Source organism: Streptomyces sp. NPDC007808 (assembly GCF_042868655.1).
Classification (GTDB): Bacteria; Actinomycetota; Actinomycetes; order Streptomycetales; family Streptomycetaceae; genus Streptomyces.
In genome coordinates this window covers 112,876-130,818 of the sequence record NZ_JBIAEQ010000002.1, presented here as the reverse complement: position 1 = coordinate 130,818, position 17,943 = coordinate 112,876, and the positions used below count along the sequence as shown (strand labels likewise).

At 71.5% G+C, this 17,943-nt stretch carries 13 protein-coding genes; 9 read left to right on the top strand and 4 right to left on the bottom strand.

Annotated features, from left to right (window positions below; all coding sequences use genetic code 11):
- Positions 1-127: 127 nt before the first annotated feature.
- From ACFYNL_RS06800 to ACFYNL_RS06785, 4 genes are all read right to left on the bottom strand, one after another.
- A complete protein-coding gene (locus ACFYNL_RS06800) occupies positions 128-2,512 on the bottom strand; it encodes a DUF3488 and DUF4129 domain-containing transglutaminase family protein (protein WP_388797787.1) in 2,385 nt (794 codons plus the stop codon).
- Complete coding sequence (locus ACFYNL_RS06795) at positions 2,509-3,879, bottom strand: DUF58 domain-containing protein (protein ID WP_388797784.1); 1,371 nt, start codon at positions 3,877-3,879, stop codon at positions 2,509-2,511. The genes ACFYNL_RS06800 and ACFYNL_RS06795 overlap by 4 nt, the downstream gene beginning before the upstream one ends.
- Positions 3,879-4,919, bottom strand: a complete 1,041-nt coding sequence (locus tag ACFYNL_RS06790) for an AAA family ATPase (RefSeq protein WP_388797781.1) — start codon at positions 4,917-4,919, stop codon at positions 3,879-3,881. Before ACFYNL_RS06790 ends, ACFYNL_RS06795 begins: the two co-directional genes overlap by 1 nt.
- 282 nt (positions 4,920-5,201) lie before the next feature.
- Entirely contained in the window at positions 5,202-5,750 is a 549-nt protein-coding gene (locus ACFYNL_RS06785) for a beta-class carbonic anhydrase (protein ID WP_388797778.1), read from the bottom strand.
- Between the two features lie 420 nt (positions 5,751-6,170).
- Between ACFYNL_RS06785 and rsmH the strand changes: the two genes are divergently transcribed.
- The 9 genes from rsmH to murG all read left to right on the top strand — a co-directional run bounded on the left by rsmH (position 6,171) and on the right by murG (position 17,930).
- Positions 6,171-7,127 (top strand): 16S rRNA (cytosine(1402)-N(4))-methyltransferase RsmH, encoded by a 957-nt coding sequence (gene rsmH / locus ACFYNL_RS06780; protein ID WP_388797775.1) that lies wholly within the window; start codon positions 6,171-6,173, stop codon positions 7,125-7,127.
- 76 nt (positions 7,128-7,203) lie between these two features.
- Complete coding sequence (locus ACFYNL_RS06775) at positions 7,204-7,785, top strand: hypothetical protein (RefSeq protein ID WP_388797772.1); 582 nt, start codon at positions 7,204-7,206, stop codon at positions 7,783-7,785.
- Complete coding sequence (locus ACFYNL_RS06770; RefSeq protein ID WP_388797769.1) at positions 7,782-9,761, top strand: peptidoglycan D,D-transpeptidase FtsI family protein; 1,980 nt, start codon at positions 7,782-7,784, stop codon at positions 9,759-9,761. Before ACFYNL_RS06775 ends, ACFYNL_RS06770 begins: the two co-directional genes overlap by 4 nt.
- A 180-nt stretch (positions 9,762-9,941) precedes the next feature.
- Entirely contained in the window at positions 9,942-11,471 is a 1,530-nt protein-coding gene (locus ACFYNL_RS06765; protein WP_388797767.1) for a UDP-N-acetylmuramoyl-L-alanyl-D-glutamate--2,6-diaminopimelate ligase, read from the top strand.
- Positions 11,472-11,475: 4 nt separating this feature from the next.
- Positions 11,476-12,882, top strand: a complete 1,407-nt coding sequence (gene murF / locus ACFYNL_RS06760) for a UDP-N-acetylmuramoyl-tripeptide--D-alanyl-D-alanine ligase (RefSeq protein ID WP_388797764.1) — start codon at positions 11,476-11,478, stop codon at positions 12,880-12,882.
- The gene (gene mraY, locus ACFYNL_RS06755) at positions 12,879-13,952 is read left to right on the top strand and encodes a phospho-N-acetylmuramoyl-pentapeptide-transferase (RefSeq protein WP_019755615.1); all 1,074 of its coding nucleotides are present in this window, start codon (positions 12,879-12,881) and stop codon (positions 13,950-13,952) included. Before murF ends, mraY begins: the two co-directional genes overlap by 4 nt.
- Entirely contained in the window at positions 13,934-15,358 is a 1,425-nt protein-coding gene (murD, locus tag ACFYNL_RS06750; protein ID WP_388797761.1) for a UDP-N-acetylmuramoyl-L-alanine--D-glutamate ligase, read from the top strand. Before mraY ends, murD begins: the two co-directional genes overlap by 19 nt.
- A 112-nt stretch (positions 15,359-15,470) precedes the next feature.
- Positions 15,471-16,829 carry a putative lipid II flippase FtsW gene (gene ftsW, locus ACFYNL_RS06745; protein WP_388797758.1) on the top strand — a complete coding sequence of 453 codons (1,359 nt, stop codon included), beginning with the start codon at positions 15,471-15,473 and terminating at the stop codon, positions 16,827-16,829.
- A gap of 6 nt (positions 16,830-16,835) precedes the next feature.
- Positions 16,836-17,930: an undecaprenyldiphospho-muramoylpentapeptide beta-N-acetylglucosaminyltransferase gene (murG, locus tag ACFYNL_RS06740; protein ID WP_388797755.1), complete on the top strand. Its 1,095-nt coding sequence runs from the start codon at positions 16,836-16,838 to the stop codon at positions 17,928-17,930.
- The last annotated feature ends 13 nt before the right edge of the window (positions 17,931-17,943 follow it).

The following is a 17,943-nucleotide window of genomic DNA, read 5'->3' as shown; positions in this document are numbered from 1 at the left end:
GGGGTGCGCCCCGCTGCTCGACACCCGAGGTCACCCTGCCGGCTTCGCGCCCGAGGCAATTCCTCCGGCACGCGCCCGCTTCCCCGGCGCCCGGTGCCGGCGCCGGGGGAGTCCCCGCCCGACGGGGCTAGCTCCGCTGACCTGACGTGGACGGCCTGCGCCACGTCGGCCTGGCGGCAGCGGCACGGCGCTTGACCGTGGTCCACCAGTCCGACAGCGCCCAGGCCACCCGCACGGTGGACCTGGGGGCCAGCAGAGCACGCGTCCTCGTCGCCCAGCCGACCTTGGAGCGAAGGTCGGACAGGACACCGCGGACATCGTCTGCCAGGCCGGCCGTGGGGCGGGGGCTCGGGGCGTAGAGAACCTGTTCCACGGCGTCGGCGACCCGGTGGACGCAGGCCGCGGCGGGTGCGTCGAGGTGGCCGAGACGGACGATGCGCGCCGCGGTCTTGCGCGGGGTCTGGGAGTCGTCCGGTCGTATCCCGAAGTCCCAGGCGATGTCGGTCAGTTCCTGCCAGACCGCCAGAGTGTGCACCGGCACGTCCGCTTCCGTACGGCCGTGCGCCCCCAGCCGTACCGCTCTCGTCCGCAGCCGCCACAGCATCGGTGCCAGCGGAACCAGCAACGCGGCCAGGCCGCCCAGCGCCCAGGCCAGGGCGACGTACCACTTCGGACCGTCCCCACCCGTGGGCAGCGCGGCCTGCGGGGACTCGCTCGCGCACAGCTCCGGCTTGCCCGCCGCGCAGCTCTCGCTCGCCGACACCGACGCGGAGGGCCCCGTGCTGGCGGACTGCGTCGGACGGGCCACGTCCGGCAGCGTGGAACCGGTCGAGTCCGACTGCGTGTACGACGGAACCGAGCCACGGGTCGGCGTCGGCTCGAAGCGGGTCCAGCCCACGCCCTCGAAGTACAGCTCGGGCCAGGCGTGCGCGTCCTTCAGCCCCACCGAGACGGACTCGTCGCCCTGAGGGGTCCCCGGCGCGAAGCCCACCGCGACCCGAGCCGGTATGTCCAGCGTGCGGGCCATCGCCGCCATCGCGAAGGAGAAGTGGACACAGAAGCCCTGCTTGTCCTTGAGGAAGCGGGCGATCGCCTGCCGGCCACTGCCGACCTTGACATTGGTGTCGTACTGGAAGCCGCCTGTGACGGCGAAGTAGTCCTGGAGCTCGACCGCCTGCTCGTAGTGGCTGGCCGCCCCCTTGGTGACCTCGCGCGCGGTCCGGGCGACCACGGCGGGCAACGAGTCGGGCAGCTCGGTGAACTCACGCTTCAGGGCGGCGGGCGGCGCCGGCGCGTCCGCCAGCTGCTTCGCCGTCGGCTGCACATCGAGGCTGCGCACCGTGTACGTCACCCCGCGTGTGGTCTGACGGCGGTCGCCGACCACCGTCATGCCCAGCGGTTCGTACCGCCAGTTGCCGCCGATGTCCACACCGCTCGGCGGGTACGGCATCGGCAGCCAGTTCTGGCCGTACCAGTCCGCGGCGGAGATGGTCGTCTCGACCTCCGCGCGCCGCACCTTGGGGCCGAGGCCGATGGGCGTGGGGAACTCGTTCGGCACGGCCTGGATGCTGCGCTTGGAGGGCTGCCAGGTGGTGCCGTCGAAGTCGTCCAGGGACACGATCCGCAGATACAGGTCCGAGATGTCGTCGGTGCTGGTCTTCAGGGACAGGACCTGCCGGTCCTCGTCCACGTTCAGACTGTCGCGCAGGGACACCAGCGGGTTCACCGCGGAGATCGTGCCCCCGCGTCCGCTTCCCGGACCCACGCCGGTGCCCGCGGCGTCCAGCAGGCCGCCGTTGATCGCGGGCAGGGCGAGTGGCACCACGAGGGCTATGCCCAGCGCGACCATGCCGATGCGCCGCCCGGTGCGGACCGGTGCCACCGCGCCGGTCGGCTCCCCGCCCGGCGTTCTCGGCGCACCGCCGAAGACCCGGCCCCACTGCGAGAGCCGGTCGCGGCCCTCGGCCAGGAGCATCATCAGATATCCCGCGGCGGCGATGAGGAACCACAGCCAGTCCGCGCCCCCGTCGGAGAGCCCGGCCGCCACGGAGTACAGGGCCAGCAGCGGCAGCCCGGCCGGGGCGGCGCTGCGGTAGGTCACCGCGAGCGTGTCCACCGCCAGGCCGATGACCAGGACGCCGCCGATGAGCATCAGCCGGATGCCGTCCGACAGCGGCGCCGGGATCGAGTACCGGCTGACGTCGTCCGCGCCGGCCTGCAGCAGGTCGGCGAAGTGCCGGAACGCCTCCGGGCCGGGGACCACCCCGATGATCGCCTGCTTGCCGGCGAAGGTCAGCGTCAGCAGCATCAGCGCGACCAGGGCCTGCGCCGCCACGGTCAGCGGCCGGGCCAGCGGAACCCGCCGGGCCGCCATGCCCACGGCCGTCTGGATCGACAGCAGGAAGACGGCCTGGAAGAGCCAGGTGACCGGGGAGACCAGCGGCAGCAGGGCGCAGGACGCCATCAGGGTGGCCGCCGCGGCGCACAGCGCCATCCGTGTCCGCCCGCTCATGCCGGTCCCCCCTCGCCCCGGGCGCCACTGATCGCGGCGGCGTCGTTGCGCGCCCGGTCAGCCTGGCGCCACAGCTCGTTCACGGAAGCGCCCCGCGGCACGCTCAGCGCCGTCCAGCCCGCCTCCCGGAGCAGCCGCAGCCGCTCCTCGGCCCTGTCCGGGGCGTCGGGATCGCTCGGTTCCCCTGCCCAGGCCCCGCTGTCCAGTACGAAGGCCACCGCGCCCCCGCTGCGCTGGCGCATCTTGGCGGCCACCGAAGCCTGCTCCTCGTCGAGGTCGCCGAAGAAGGCGACCAGAAGTCCCTCGTTGCCGCCGCGCAGCACGTCGTAGGCCCGCGACAGACCGGTGCCGTCGGAGTGGTCGATCACCGCGAGGGTGTCCATCATCAGCCCGGCCGCATCGGCCGACTCCTGGCTGGTTCCCGCGAACCCGTCGGCGCCCTCACCGGGCACCGAACTGCCGGTGTCGGTCAGCAGCCGCACCGAGAAGCCCCGCTCCAGCATGTGGACCAGCGCGGACGCCGCGCCCGACACGGCCCACTCGAAGGCCGAGTCGGGGCCGGCGCCCCGGAAGGCCGCGCCACGGGTGTCCAGCAGCACCGTGCAGCGGGAGCGCTGCGGCTGCTCCTCGCGGCGCACCATCAGCTCGCCGTAGCGCGCGGTGGAGCGCCAGTGCACGCGGCGCAGGTCGTCGCCGTAGCGGTAGCCGCGCGGGATCACGTCGTCCTCGCCGGCCAGCGCGAGCGAGCGCTGCCGCCCGTCGCCGTACCCCTTCGCCTCCCCGCTGAAGCGGACCGGCGGCAGCGGCTCCACGCGCGGGATGACCGTCAGCGTGTCGGACGTCGAGAAGGACCGGGTCAGCTCGCACAGGCCGAACGGGTCGCTCAGGCGAAGCTGCAACGGGCCCAGCGGATAGCGGCCGCGCAGATCGGAGCGGACCCGGTAGGACACCTCCCGTCGGCCGCCCGCCTCCACCCGGTCCAGCACGAAGCGCGGGCGCGGACCGAGGACGTACGGCACCCGGTCCTGGAGCATCAGCAGACCGGTGGGCAACCGGGAGACGTTGTCGATCCGCAGGTGGACACGGGCCTCGCTGCCCGCGGGCACGCGCCCGGGGGAGAGCCGGCGGCTGCCCGCGACCCGGTAGCGGGTGCGGTACAGCACGGTCGCGCACACCAGCGGCAGCACGGCCAGCAGCAGGCCGACGCGCAGCAGGTCGCTCTGGCCGAGGACGTAGGAGCAGATCGCGGCCGCGATACCGGCGGCCAGGAACGAGCGGCCGCGCGTGGTCAGACCGGCCAGTGCCGTGCGCAGCCCGCTCTGCTCACCCCGGTCCGCCTCGGCCTGGCCCGCCGCGCCGAAGGACATCACAGCCTCCGCGGTGGCTGCTGGCCGTACGCCGGAGTGCCACGGCCGAGGCCGCCGAAGCCGCTCTGCTGCTGGGGCGCGGCGGGCACCGGGGTGCGCTGGAGGATCTCCTGGACGACCTGCTCGGACGTACGGCGGTTCAGCTGGGCCTGCGCGGTGGGCAGCAGTCGGTGGGCCAGGACGGCCACGGCGAGGGCCTGCACGTCGTCGGGCAGCGCGTACTCCCGGCCGCTCAGGGCCGCCGACGCCTTCGCCGCGCGCAGCAGGTGCAGCGTCGCGCGCGGGGAGGCGCCGAGTCTGAGGTCGGGGTGGGTGCGCGTGGCCGCGACCAGATCGACCACGTACCGGCGGACCGGCTCGGCGACGTGGACCCCGCGGACGGCGTCGATCAGCTTCACGATCTCGTGCGCGTGCGCCACCGGCTGGAGGTCCTCCAGCGGCGAGACGCCGCCGTGCACGTCCAGCATCTGCAGCTCGGCCTCCACGCTGGGGTAGCCGACGGAGACACGGGCCATGAAGCGGTCGCGCTGCGCCTCGGGCAGCGGGTAGGTGCCCTCCATCTCGACCGGGTTCTGCGTGGCCACCACCATGAACGGGCTCGGCAGCTCGTAGGTCTGGCCGTCGATCGTGACCTGGCGCTCCTCCATGGACTCCAGCAGCGCGGACTGGGTCTTCGGCGAGGCGCGGTTGATCTCGTCGCCGATCACGATCTGGGCGAAGATCGCGCCGGGCTTGAACTCGAAGTCCTTGCGCTGCTGGTCCCAGATGGACACACCGGTGATGTCGGACGGCAGCAGGTCCGGCGTGAACTGGATACGCCGCACCGAGCAGTCGATGGACCGCGCCAGCGCCTTGGCGAGCATCGTCTTGCCCACGCCGGGGACATCCTCGATCAGCAGATGTCCCTCGGCGAGCAGTACGGTCAGCGAAAGCCGTACGACCTCCGGCTTGCCCTCGATCACACCCTCCACCGAACTGCGGACACGCTCCACAGTGGCGGTCAGATCAGTGAGGCTCGCTCGATCGTCATAGGTCGTCACCCGGCCCTCCTCGGCCCGTTCTTTCCGGGCCGACGCTCTACGACGCGGACCGGCCCTCCCCTTGAACACGGACACCACGCGTGAAACGTTCCGCGTGTTGCCACACACGCATTCTTGCTGCCGTTACCGATTCGTGTCACTCGCCTGTGGACAACTGCTAGCGATATGTCGGGTCTTACGGACTTTTGGGCACGCCAGAACCCGAATTGACAGCGAAACGACAGGTGCGGCGGGTGGTCGCGTGGGCCCGCGCGTCTTCGTGGAGGGCGGGACCGCGGCCGGTCAGGCCGGGTCGACCTCGCGCAGCAGACCCGTCTTCACGTCGAAGACAAAGCCCCGCACGTCGTCCGTGTGCAGCAGGAACGGCGAGGTGCGCACCCGCTGCATCGACTGGCGTACGTCCTGGTCGACGTCCCGGAAGGACTCCACCGCCCACGAGGGCCGCTGTCCGACCTCCAGCTCCAGCTCGGTGCGGAAGTCCTCGGTGAGGGCCTCCAGACCGCAGCCCGTGTGGTGGATCAGCACGATGCTGCGGGTGCCGAGCTTGCGCTGGCTGATGGTGAGCGAGCGGATCACGTCGTCGGTCACGACGCCACCGGCGTTGCGGATGGTGTGGCAGTCGCCGAGTTCCAGACCGAGCGCGGCGTGCAGGTCGAGACGGGCGTCCATGCAGGCGACCACGGCGACGTGCAGGACGGGGCGGGCGTCCATGCCGGGATCGGTGAAAGCGGCGGCGTATCGCTCGTTCGCCTCGACGAGACGGTCGGTGACCGTGCCGCGGTCGGCTATCGCACCCTGGGGACCGGCGGGAACCGATGCAGATGTCGTCATACCCATGACGTTACTGGTCACCTCCCGGACGGTCGCGCGGTGAGGCGGGACAAAGAAGGCCATTGGGCCTGGTTGTGAGCTAACCCACAGGGGTGGCGTGAGTGCGCCCATACGAGCGATTTCACCCGCTGCGCGGCTTCGTCCGAACCCGAATCGGCGACGCGCAGGCCGGTTGATTGACCGCGAGACACGGTGGACTAAAGTGACGCGAAGCGGGAGGCGACTCTCCCTGCTGGACTGTTTTCCCCCGGAGACCCCGGTGATTTTCCGGAGGTCTCCCCGCGTGCGCGGCGCGTACGTACGGCTCGGCCTCCTCCCGCTCCCGGTCGGCTGACGCTTCCGGCGCCGGCAGGCCTCCCCTTCACGAGCGGGCGGGGACCCGGCGGTGCGTGCGGCGCCCGCCGGATCTGAGAGGGCCCCTTGAGCCAGAGTCGACATGTCCCGGTGATGCTCCAGCGGTGCCTGGACCTGTTGGCCCCCGCGCTGCAGCGGCCGGGAGCGGTGGTCGTCGACTGCACACTCGGCCTCGGCGGCCACAGCGAGGCTCTCCTCCAGCAGTTCCCCGAGGCCCGCCTGGTCGCCCTCGACCGCGACAAGGAGGCCCTGCGCCTGTCAGGCGAGCGGCTCGCGCCGTACGGCGAGCGCGCCACGCTCGTGCACGCCGTCTACGACGAGCTCCCGGACGTCCTGGACAGGCTCGGCATCGCCCGCGTGCAGGGCGTCCTGTTCGACCTCGGCGTCTCCTCCATGCAGCTGGACGAGGCCGACCGCGGCTTCGCCTACGCCCAGGACGCCCCCCTCGACATGCGTATGGACCAGACCACCGGCGTCAGCGCCGCCGAGGTCCTCAACACCTATCCGGCCGGCGAACTCGTCAGGATCCTGCGCGCGTACGGCGAGGAGAAGCAGGCCAAGCGGATCGTGTCCGCGATCGTGCGGGAGCGGGAGAAGGAGCCGTTCAGCAACAGCGCGCGGCTCGTGGAGCTGATCCGCGACGCCCTGCCCCAGGCCGCCAAGCGCACGGGCGGCAACCCGGCCAAGCGCACCTTCCAGGCGCTGCGCATCGAGGTCAACGGCGAGCTCTCCGTCCTGGAGCGGGCGATCCCGGCCGCCGTGGAGGCGCTCGACGTCGGCGGGCGGATCGCCGTCCTGTCGTACCACTCGCTGGAGGACCGGCTGGTCAAGCAGGTGTTCGCGGCCGGCGCCACCTCCACCGCCCCGCCCGGACTGCCCGTCGTCCCCGAGCGCTACCAGCCGCGGCTCAAGCTGCTGACGCGCGGTGCCGAACTTCCCACCGAGGAAGAGGTCGCAGAGAACCGGCGCGCGGCACCGGCGCGTCTGCGCGGGGCCGAGCGCATCAGGGAGTCCATCGAATGAGGGGCACGAGGCAGGGGCGGGCGCCCGGGTCCGGCATGCACACCGACGAGCGGGAGAACCGGACGCGGGAGGGCGAGTGAGCAGGAAACCCGAACTGAGGGGGCGGGCCGCCCGGCTCGCGCGGCTCATCCCCGCGGGGCGCGCCAGGGCAGCCCGTACCCCGTTCGTCCTCCTCGTGGTGCTCCTGCTCGGCGGCGGCCTCATCGGGCTCCTCGTGCTGAACTCCGCACTCAGCGAGGGCGCGTTCCGACTGGAGGACCTGCGGCGGGACACCAAGGCCCTCACCGACGAGGAGCAGTCCCTGCAACGGGACATCGACGCCTACTCCGCCCCGGACGCCCTCCAGCGCCGCGCCCGCGAACTCGGCATGGTCCCCGGCGGCGACCCCGCCTTCCTCGGCCCCGACGGCAAGGTCAAGGGCGTCCCCAGTCCCGCCCCCGCCGACGAGGACTCCGCGTACAGCCCGGTCCTGGCCCCCGAGGCCCTCGTCAGCGAGCCCACGGCACCGCCGGCCACCGGGCCCGTGCCCACCCCGCAGCTCTCCGGCGCGTCCGCGTACCCGTCGCCGGAGACCACCGCCGACCCCGGCTACGCGCCGTCCGCCCAGCAGCCGACCCCGCTCGCCCAGTCCTCCCCGTACCCGACGCCCGGCAGGTGACGGAAGTGGTCGATAACTCAGCAAGGCAACCGCCCGGCCGCCGCGTACCCGGTCCCGCGAGGCCCGCCCGCTCCGGCGGTGCCCAGCGGCGTCCGGGGCCCGGTGCCCGCCCGGCCCGCCGCCCGGCACGGCCCCGCCCCGGCGCCTCCGGCGTCATCCGGCTCGGCAGCCCCCGCCCCCGGCTGCGCATGATCGGCCTGGCCCTGACCCTCGTCCTGCTCGCCTTCGTCGTCCGGCTGCTCCAGGTGCAGGGAGTCGACGCCGCCACCTATGCCGCCAAGGCCGAGAAGAACCGGTACGTCGGCTACACCCTGGCCGCCGAACGCGGCGGGATCACCGACCGCAACGGCGTGGCACTGGCGACCAGCGTGGACGCGTACGACATCACGGCCGACCCGACGCTGTTCAGCCGCGAACAGCTGAAGATCGACGACGGCCCCGAACAGGCCGCCGCCCTCCTCGCGCCCATCCTCGGCCAGGAGCAGGACGCCATCGTCAGGAAGCTGCGGCCCGAGAACAAGAACCTGCGCTACACCCTGCTGGCGAGCCGCCAGACCCCGCAGGTCTGGAAGCAGATCAAGGATCTGAAGACCGCGCTGGCCACCAAGGCGGAGAAGGACAAGGGCACGGTCAACGTGCTCGCGGGTGTCCTGTCGGTCGCCAGCAGCAAGCGCGTGTACCCGAACGGCGACCTCGCCGCCGGGATACTGGGCTGGGTCAACGCCGACGGCAAGGGCGGCGGCGGTATCGAGCAGCAGCTGAACAACCGGCTGTCCGGCAAGGACGGCGAGATCCGCTACGCCCAGTCCGGCGGCCGCCAGGTGCCCACGGTCAACTCCACCGAGACGCCGGCCGTGCCCGGCAGCGACGTCGAGCTCACCATCGACCGCGACATCCAGTGGGCCGCGCAGAACGCGATCAGCGAGCAGGTGAGGAAGTCCAAGGCGGACCGCGGCTATGTGATCGTCCAGGACACCCGCACCGGCCAGATCCTCGCGATGGCCAACTCGCCCGGCTTCGACCCGAACGACCTCTCCGAGGCCAGCAGCGCGAACATGGGCAACGCCGCCGTCCAGGACGCCTACGAGCCCGGCTCCACCGCGAAGGTCATCTCGATGGCCGCCGTACTGGAGGAGGGCGTCGCCACGCCCGGCACCCATGTCGTCGTGCCCAACCGGCTGCACCGCGGCGACCGGGCCTTCAAGGACGACATCGACCACGAGACCTGGTACCTCACGCTCAACGGCGTGCTCGCCAAGTCCAGCAACATCGGCACCATCCTGGCCACCGGCCAGCTGGGCAAGACCCAGCGGCAGGCCAACCGGGTCCTGTACGGCTACCTGCGCAAGTTCGGGTTCGGCAGCCCCACCGGGCTCCGCTTCCCCGGAGAGACCGCGGGCATCCTCGCCGCCCCGGACACCTGGTCGACCTCGCAGCAGTACACGATTCCTTTCGGCCAGGGCGTGTCCATCAACGCGATGCAGGCGGCCTCCGTCTACTCCACGGTCGCCAACGGCGGCGTACGCATCGAGCCGACGCTCGTACGCGGCACCAAGGGACCCGACGGGCAGTTCACTCCCGCGCCGGAGCCCAGGAAGACCCGGGTCGTCAGCGCCAAGACGGCGAAGACCCTCGCCCAGATGCTGGAGTCGGTGGTGGACGACCGGGAGGGCACCGGCACCAAGGCGCGCATCCCGGGCTACCGGGTCGCGGGCAAGACGGGTACGGCGAACCGCGTGGATCCGGCCACCGGCAGGTACCGCGGCTACACCTCGTCGTTCGCCGGATTCGCGCCCGCGGACAAGCCCCGGGTCACGGTCTACTGCGCGATCCAGAACGCCACCGCGGGCAACTACTTCGGCGGCCAGATCTGCGGGCCCATCTACAAGAAGGTCATGGAGTTCGCCCTGAAGACCCTCCAGGTCCCGCCGACCGGGGCCAAGCCCGCGAAGCTCCCGGTCGGCTACAAGCCCTGACCGTCCGACCACTCTGATCAGCACCGAGCAGCCAGGAACCACCTCGTGACAACGATCACCCCCGAGCCCGGGAACCAGGGCACCGCCCGCACCTCACTTCGCTCACAGGCGGGTGCGCCCGGTACGCTCACCGCCGTGCCACACGCTGATCAGTCCCAAACCACCCAGAAGGGGCATCCCGTGACGTATCCCGGGCCGCCCAGGCCGGCGCAGGTCTCCGCCACACCCCTCGCGGAACTCGCCGACCAGGTGGGTGCCACCACGCCGGACGGCGCCGGCAAGGCCGTCGAGGTCACGGGCATCACCCATGACTCACGTGCCGTCCGCCCCGGTGACCTGTACGCCGCCCTCCCGGGTGCCCGCCTGCACGGCGCCGACTTCGTCACGCAGGCCGCCGGCCTCGGCGCGGTCGCCGTGCTGACCGACCCGACCGGCGCCGAGCGGGCCGCCGCGACCGGACTGCCGGTCCTGGTCGTCGAGGACCCGCGGGGCCGGATGGGAGAACTGGCGACCACGATCTACGGCCACCCCGGCCGCGACCTGCTCCAGATCGGCATCACCGGCACCTCCGGCAAGACCACCACCGCCTACCTCGTCGAGGGCGGTCTGAGGACGGCCCGCTCCACCGGGCTCATCGGCACGGTCGAGATGCGCATCGGTGACGAGCGCATCAAGTCCGAGCGCACCACCCCCGAAGCCACCGACCTGCAGGCCCTGTTCGCCGTCATGCGCGAGCGCGGTGTCGAGGCGGTCGCCATGGAGGTCTCCAGTCACGCGCTGGTCCTCGGCCGGGTCGACGGCTGCGTCTTCGACATCGGGGTGTTCACCAACCTCAGCCCGGAGCACATGGAGTTCCACTCCGACATGGAGGACTACTTCCGGGCCAAGGCACAGCTGTTCACGCCGGAACGCAGCAGGCTCGGCGTCGTCAACGTCGACGACGAGTACGGCCGCAGGCTCGCCAAGGAGGCCGGCGTCCCGGTCGTCACCTTCTCGGCCGAGGGTCACCCGGACGCCGACTGGCGTGCCGAGGACGTGGAGATCGGCCCCATGGACTCGACGTTCACCGTGATCGGGCCCGAGGGCGAGCGGATCGCCGCCAGGTCGCCGATCGCGGGCCCCTTCAACGTGGCGAACACCCTCGCCGCCATCGTCGCCCTCGCCGCTGCCGGTCTCGACCCGCAGACCGCCGCCGACGGCATCGCGGCCGTCCCCGGAGTCCCCGGACGCCTGGAGCGCGTGGACGCCGGCCAGCCCTACCTGGCGGTCGTCGACTACGCCCACAAGACCGACGCCGTCGAGTCGGTGCTCAAGGCCCTGCGCAAGGTCACCGAGGGCAGGCTGCACATCGTGCTCGGCTGCGGCGGGGACCGCGACGCGACCAAGCGCGCCCCGATGGGCGCCGCCGCGGCCCGGCTCGCCGACACCGCCGTACTGACCTCCGACAACCCCCGCTCCGAGGACCCCCTCGCGATCCTCGCGACCATGCTCCAGGGCGCGGCCTCCGTGCCCTCGCACGAGCGCGGCGAGGTGCAGGTCTTCGAGGACCGGGCCGCCGCCATCGCCGCGGCCGTCGCCCGTGCCGAGCCCGGTGACACCGTGCTGGTCGCGGGCAAGGGCCATGAGCAGGGCCAGGACATCGCCGGAGTGGTCCGTCCCTTCGACGACCGCCAGGTGCTCCGCGAAGCTATCCAGAAGACCCAGGGATGAACTTGTGATCGCCCTCTCTCTCGCCGAGATCGCAGAAGTCGTCGGCGGGCAGACGTACGACATACCGGATCCGGCCGTCCAGGTCACCGGCTCCGTCGTCCGGGACTCCCGCGAAGTGGAGCCCGGCAGCCTCTTCGTCGCCTTCGTCGGCGAGCGGGTGGACGGCCACGACTACGCGTCGGCGGTCGTGGCGGCCGGGGCGGTGGCCGTCCTCGGTTCCCGCCCCGTGGGCGTGCCCGCGATCGTCGTCGCGGACGTCCAGAAGGCCCTCGGCGCCCTCGCCCGCCATGTCGTACGCCGGCTCGGCGCGACCCTCGTGGCCCTGACCGGCTCGGCGGGCAAGACCAGCACCAAGGACCTGATCGCCCAGGTCCTCCAGCGCAAGGCCCCCACCGTGTGGACGCCGGGCTCGCTCAACAACGAGATCGGGCTGCCGCTCACCGCCCTCAGCGCCACCGACGAGACCAGGTTCCTCGTCCTGGAGATGGGCGCCCGGGGCATCGGCCACATCCGCTACCTCGCCGATCTGACGCCCCCGAAGGTCGGCCTCGTCCTCAACGTCGGCACCGCCCACATCGGCGAGTTCGGCGGCCGCGAGCAGATCGCGCAGGCCAAGGGCGAACTCGTCGAGAGCCTGCCGGAGGACGGTACGGCGATCCTCAACGCCGACGATCCCCTCGTACGGGCCATGGCGTCCCGTACGAAGGCGAAGGTGATCCTTTTCGGAGAGTCCGGCGAAGCGGACGTACGCGCCGAGAACGTCAGACTCACGGACAGCGGACAGCCTGCTTTCCTCCTTCGCACACCCTCCGGTGCAAGCGATGTGACGATGCGCCTGTACGGTGAGCACCACGTGTCGAACGCGCTCGCCGCGGCCGCCGTCGCCCATGAGCTGGGCATGTCCGCGGAAGAGATCGCCACCGCGCTCTCCGAGGCGGGCTCCCTCTCCCGCTGGCGGATGGAGGTCACCGAGCGCCCGGACGGCGTGACGGTCGTCAACGACGCCTACAACGCGAACCCCGAGTCCATGAAGGCCGCCCTGCGCGCGCTGGCGGCCATGGGCAAGGGACGCCGTACGTGGGCGGTGCTCGGCAAGATGGCCGAGCTCGGGGACGAGGCGCTCGCCGAGCACGACGCGGTCGGACGGCTCGCCGTCCGGCTCAACGTCAGCAAGCTCGTCGCGGTCGGGGGCAGGGAAGCGTCCTGGCTGCAACTGGGCGCATATAACGAGGGTTCGTGGGGTGAGGAGTCGGTGCACGTGTCCGACGCACAGGCGGCGGTCGACCTGTTGCGCAGCGAGTTGCGCCCGGGGGACGTCGTACTCGTGAAGGCGTCCCGTTCGGTCGGTCTGGAGCGCGTCGCCGAGGCGCTGCTCGCGGGCGGTACCGAGGGTGAGGTTGCCGCCCGATGATGAATCAGATCCTGTTCTCCGGGGTCATCGGTCTGTTCCTGACCCTGGTCGGCACCCCGCTGCTCATCAAACTGCTGGCCCGCAAGGGCTACGGCCAGTACATCCGTGACGACGGCCCGCGCGAGCACCACAGCAAGCGCGGTACGCCGACCATGGGTGGTATCGCCTTCATCCTGGCGACGATCGCCGCGTACTTCCTGTCCAAGCTGATCACGGGCAAGCCGCCGACGTTCTCCGGCATCCTGGTGATCGGTCTGATGGCCGGCATGGGTCTGGTCGGCTTCCTGGACGACTACATCAAGATCGTCAAGCGTCGTTCGCTGGGTCTGCGGGCCAAGGCCAAGATGGCCGGCCAGCTGCTCGGCGGTATCGCCTTCGCGGTGCTCTCCCTGCAGTTCGCGGACAACCGGGGCAACACCCCGGCCTCCACCAAGCTCTCCTTCGTGCAGGACTTCGGCTGGTCCATCGGCCCGGTGCTGTTCGTCGTCTGGGCGCTGTTCATGATCCTCGCCATGTCGAACGGCGTGAACCTGACGGACGGCCTGGACGGCCTCGCCACCGGTGCCTCCGTGCTGGTCTTCGGCGCCTACACCTTCATCGGCGTCTGGCAGTTCCAGGAGTCCTGCGCCAACGCGCAGATCCTGCCCAACCCCAACGCCTGCTACGAGGTCCGCGATCCACTCGACCTCGCCGTCGTCTCCTCCGCGCTGATGGGCGCCTGCCTCGGCTTCCTGTGGTGGAACACCTCGCCCGCCAAGATCTTCATGGGCGACACCGGTTCGCTGGCCCTCGGCGGCGCGCTCGCCGGTCTCGCGATCTGCTCGCGCACCGAGCTGCTGCTCGCCATCCTCGGCGGCCTGTTCGTGCTCATCACCATGTCGGTGGTCATCCAGGTCGGCTCCTTCCGCCTCACCGGCAAGCGCGTCTTCCGCATGGCGCCACTCCAGCACCACTTCGAACTCAAGGGCTGGTCCGAAGTACTCGTCGTGGTCCGCTTCTGGATCATTCAGGGCATCTGTGTGATTGTCGGACTGGGCCTCTTCTACGCGGGATGGGCAGCGGACAAGTGACCGACTGGCAGGGAAAGAACGTCACCGTCGCCGGACTCGGCGTCTCCGGGATCCCGGCGGCCAAGGTGCTGCACGGCCTCGGCGCCGAGGTCACCGTCGTCAACGACGGCGACGACGCACGCGCGCGTGCCCAGGCGGCCGAACTGGAGGCGCTCGGCATCACCGTCCGCCTCGGCGACGGGGCGACCCTGCCCGACGGCACCGAGCTGATCGTCACCGCGCCCGGCTGGAAGCCGGACAAGCCGCTGTTCGCCGCCGCCGAGCAGGCCGGCGTCCCCGTCTGGGGCGACGTCGAACTGGCGTGGCGGCTGCGCGGCCCCGACGCCGCGCCCTGGCTGGCCGTCACCGGCACCAACGGCAAGACCACGACCGTCCAGATGCTGGCCTCGATCCTCAAGGCGGCGGGCCTGCGCACGGCGGCCGTCGGCAACATCGGCGTCTCGCTCCTGGACGCGGTGCTCGGCGACGAGCAGTACGACGTCCTGGCCGTGGAGCTGTCCAGCTACCAGCTGCACTGGGCACCGTCCCTGCGCGCCCACTCCGCCGCCGTCCTCAACCTCGCCCCGGACCACCTCGACTGGCACGGCTCCATGGAGGCGTACGCCCGCGACAAGGGCCGTGTCTACGAGGGCAACCGCGTCGCCTGCGTCTACAACGTCGCCGACAAGGCCACCGAGGACCTGGTCCGCGAGGCCGACGTCGAGGAGGGCTGCCGGGCCATCGGCTTCACCCTCGGCACCCCCGGCCCGTCCCAACTCGGCGTCGTCGAGGGCATCCTGGTCGACCGCGCCTTCGTCGAGAACCGGCACAAGAACGCCCAGGAGCTCGCCGAGGTCGCCGACGTCGACCCGCCGGCCCCGCACAACATCGCCAATGCCCTCGCTGCGGCGGCCCTCGCCCGGGCCTACGGGGTGCCCGCCAAGGCCGTACGGGACGGCCTGCGGGCCTTCACCCCGGACGCCCACCGCATCGCGCACGTGGCGGACGTGGACGGTGTGGCGTACATCGACGACTCCAAGGCCACCAACACCCACGCGGCAGAAGCCTCGTTGGCGGCGTACGACTCCATCGTCTGGATTGCCGGCGGCCTCGCCAAGGGCGCCGTCTTCGAGGAACTGGTCTCCAAGGCGGCGAAGCGGCTGCGCGGAGCCGTGCTCATGGGCGCGGATCGCGCCCTCATCCGTGAAGCCCTCGCGCGACACGCGCCGGAAGTACCCGTCGTCGACCTCGACCGGACCGACACTGGGGCGATGCTCGCGGCAGTCCAGGAGGCGAAGCGGCTGGCCCGGCCCGGTGACACGGTGCTCCTCGCCCCCGCCTGTGCCTCGATGGACATGTTCGCCAACTACAACCAGCGCGGTGACGCGTTCGCGGAGGCGGTTCGCGAACTCGGCGCGGGCGCCTGACGCCGGGTCTCGGCCACTGCGGGTGCTACGGGACCCCGCCGTGATGTGGAGGGACGCGTGACTCGGAAGTGGCTGGACGGTACGTACTCCCACGGTGAGGCGGTGAGCGCGGATGCCCGGTAGCCGTACGGGAGGCCCTCCCGCACAGCGGGCCGTCCGGCGTCCGGTGGCTGCCGGGCCACCGGGGGACAACGCCGTACGACGGTTCTACACACGTGCGAACCGGGCCTGGGACCGGCCGCTGACCGCGTACTACCTGATCCTCGGCGGCAGCCTGCTGATCACGGTGCTGGGCCTGGTGATGGTCTACTCGGCCTCCCAGATCACCGCGTTGCAGATGTCGCTCGGCGGGTCGTACTTCTTCCGCAAGCAGCTCCTGGCCGCGGTGATCGGCGCCGGTCTGCTGTTCGCCGCCTCCCGGATGCCGGTGAAGCTGCACCGTGCACTCGCCTACCCGATCCTCGCCGGTGCCGTCTTCCTGATGGCACTGGTGCAGGTGCCCGGGATAGGAGTCGCGGTCAACGGCAACCAGAACTGGATCGCCCTCGGCGGCTCCTTCCAGATCCAGCCGAGCGAGTTCGGCAAGCTCGCGCTCGTGCTGTGGGGCGCCGACCTGATCGCCCGCAAGCAGGACAAGAGGCTGCTGTCGCAGTGGAAGCACATGCTGGTGCCGCTCGTGCCGGTCGCGTTCATGCTGCTCGGGCTGATCATGCTCGGCGGCGACATGGGCACCGCGATCATCCTGTCGGCGATCCTGTTCGGCCTGCTGTGGCTGGCCGGGGCCCCGACCCGGCTGTTCGTCGGGGTGCTGTCGGTCGCCGGCGCGATCGGCGTGCTCCTCATCCAGAGCAGCGAGAACCGCATGGCCCGCCTGCAGTGCCTCGGCGCCACCGACCCCGGCCCGGGTGACTCCTGCTGGCAGGCCGTGCACGGCATCTACGCGCTCGCCTCGGGCGGGATCTTCGGTTCCGGACTGGGTGCGAGTGTGGAGAAATGGGGCCAACTCCCCGAAGCCCACACCGACTTCATCTTCGCCGTCACCGGTGAGGAACTGGGCCTGGCGGGGACGCTGTCGGTGCTCGCCCTGTTCGCGGCTCTAGGCTATGCGGGTATCCGCGTGGCCGGACGCACGGAGGACCCCTTCGTGAGGTACGCCGCGGGAGGCGTGACCACCTGGATCACCGCGCAAGCGGTGGTCAACATCGGTGCGGTGCTCGGTCTGCTGCCGATCGCCGGCGTCCCCCTCCCGCTGTTCTCCTACGGTGGTTCCGCCCTGTTGCCGACCATGTTCGCCATCGGGCTGCTGATCGCCTTCGCGCGTGACGAGCCCGCTGCGCGGGCGGCGCTTTCTATGCGGCAACCCCGCTTTGGTAGAAAGCGTGCGGGAGGCTCCGGCTCCGGCCGGGAGCCTCGGAGATGGAACACGATGCGACGGCGTGCCTCGGCGGCGCGTTCGTCCGGAGAGCGGTGAATTTCGGTGCATGTCGTACTCGCCGGTGGGGGGACCGCCGGCCACATCGAGCCCGCGCTCGCCCTCGCGGACGCCCTGCGCAGGCAGGACCCGACCGTGGGGATCACGGCCCTGGGCACGGAGCGCGGCCTGGAGACCCGGCTCGTACCCGAGCGGGGCTACGAGCTCGCGCTGATCCCCGCGGTGCCCCTGCCCCGCAAGCCGACGCCCGAGCTGATCACCGTCCCGGGCCGGCTGCGCGGCACGATCAAGGCGACCGAGCAGATCCTGGAGCGCACCAAGGCGGACTGCGTGGTCGGCTTCGGCGGTTACGTGGCCCTGCCCGGCTACCTCGCCGCCAAGCGCCTCGGTGTGCCGATCGTCATCCACGAGGCCAACGCCCGCCCCGGCCTGGCCAACAAGATCGGTTCGCGCTACGCCGCCCAGGTCGCCGTCTCCACCCCGGACAGCAAGCTCCGCAACTCCCGCTACATCGGCATCCCGCTGCGCCGGACCATCGCCACCCTCGACCGGGCCGCCGTGCGCCCCGAGGCCCGTGCGATGTTCGGGCTCGACCCGAACCTGCCGACACTGCTGGTCTCCGGCGGCTCCCAGGGCGCCCGCCGCCTCAACGAGGTCGTCCAGCAGGTCGCGCCGTGGCTCCAGCAGGCAGGCATCCAGATCCTGCACGCGGTCGGCCCGAAGAACGAACTGCCGCATGTGCAGCAGATGCCGGGAATGCCCCCCTACATCCCGGTAAGTTACCTGGACCGGATGGACCTCGCGTACGCCGCGGCCGACATGATGCTCTGCCGTGCGGGCGCGATGACCGTCGCCGAACTCTCCGCCGTCGGACTCCCGGCCGCCTACGTCCCGCTGCCCATCGGCAACGGCGAACAGCGGCTGAACGCCCAGCCGGTGGTCAAGGCCGGCGGCGGGCTGCTGGTCGACGACGCGGAACTCACCCCCGAGTGGGTGCAGCAGAACGTCCTGCCCGTGCTCGCCGACCCGCACCGGCTGTACGAGATGTCCCGCGCGGCAAGCGAGTTCGGCCGCCGGGACGCCGACGACCTGCTCGTCGGCATGGTGTACGAGGCGATCGCCTCGCACCGCCGCCAGTAACCGTATGACGGAG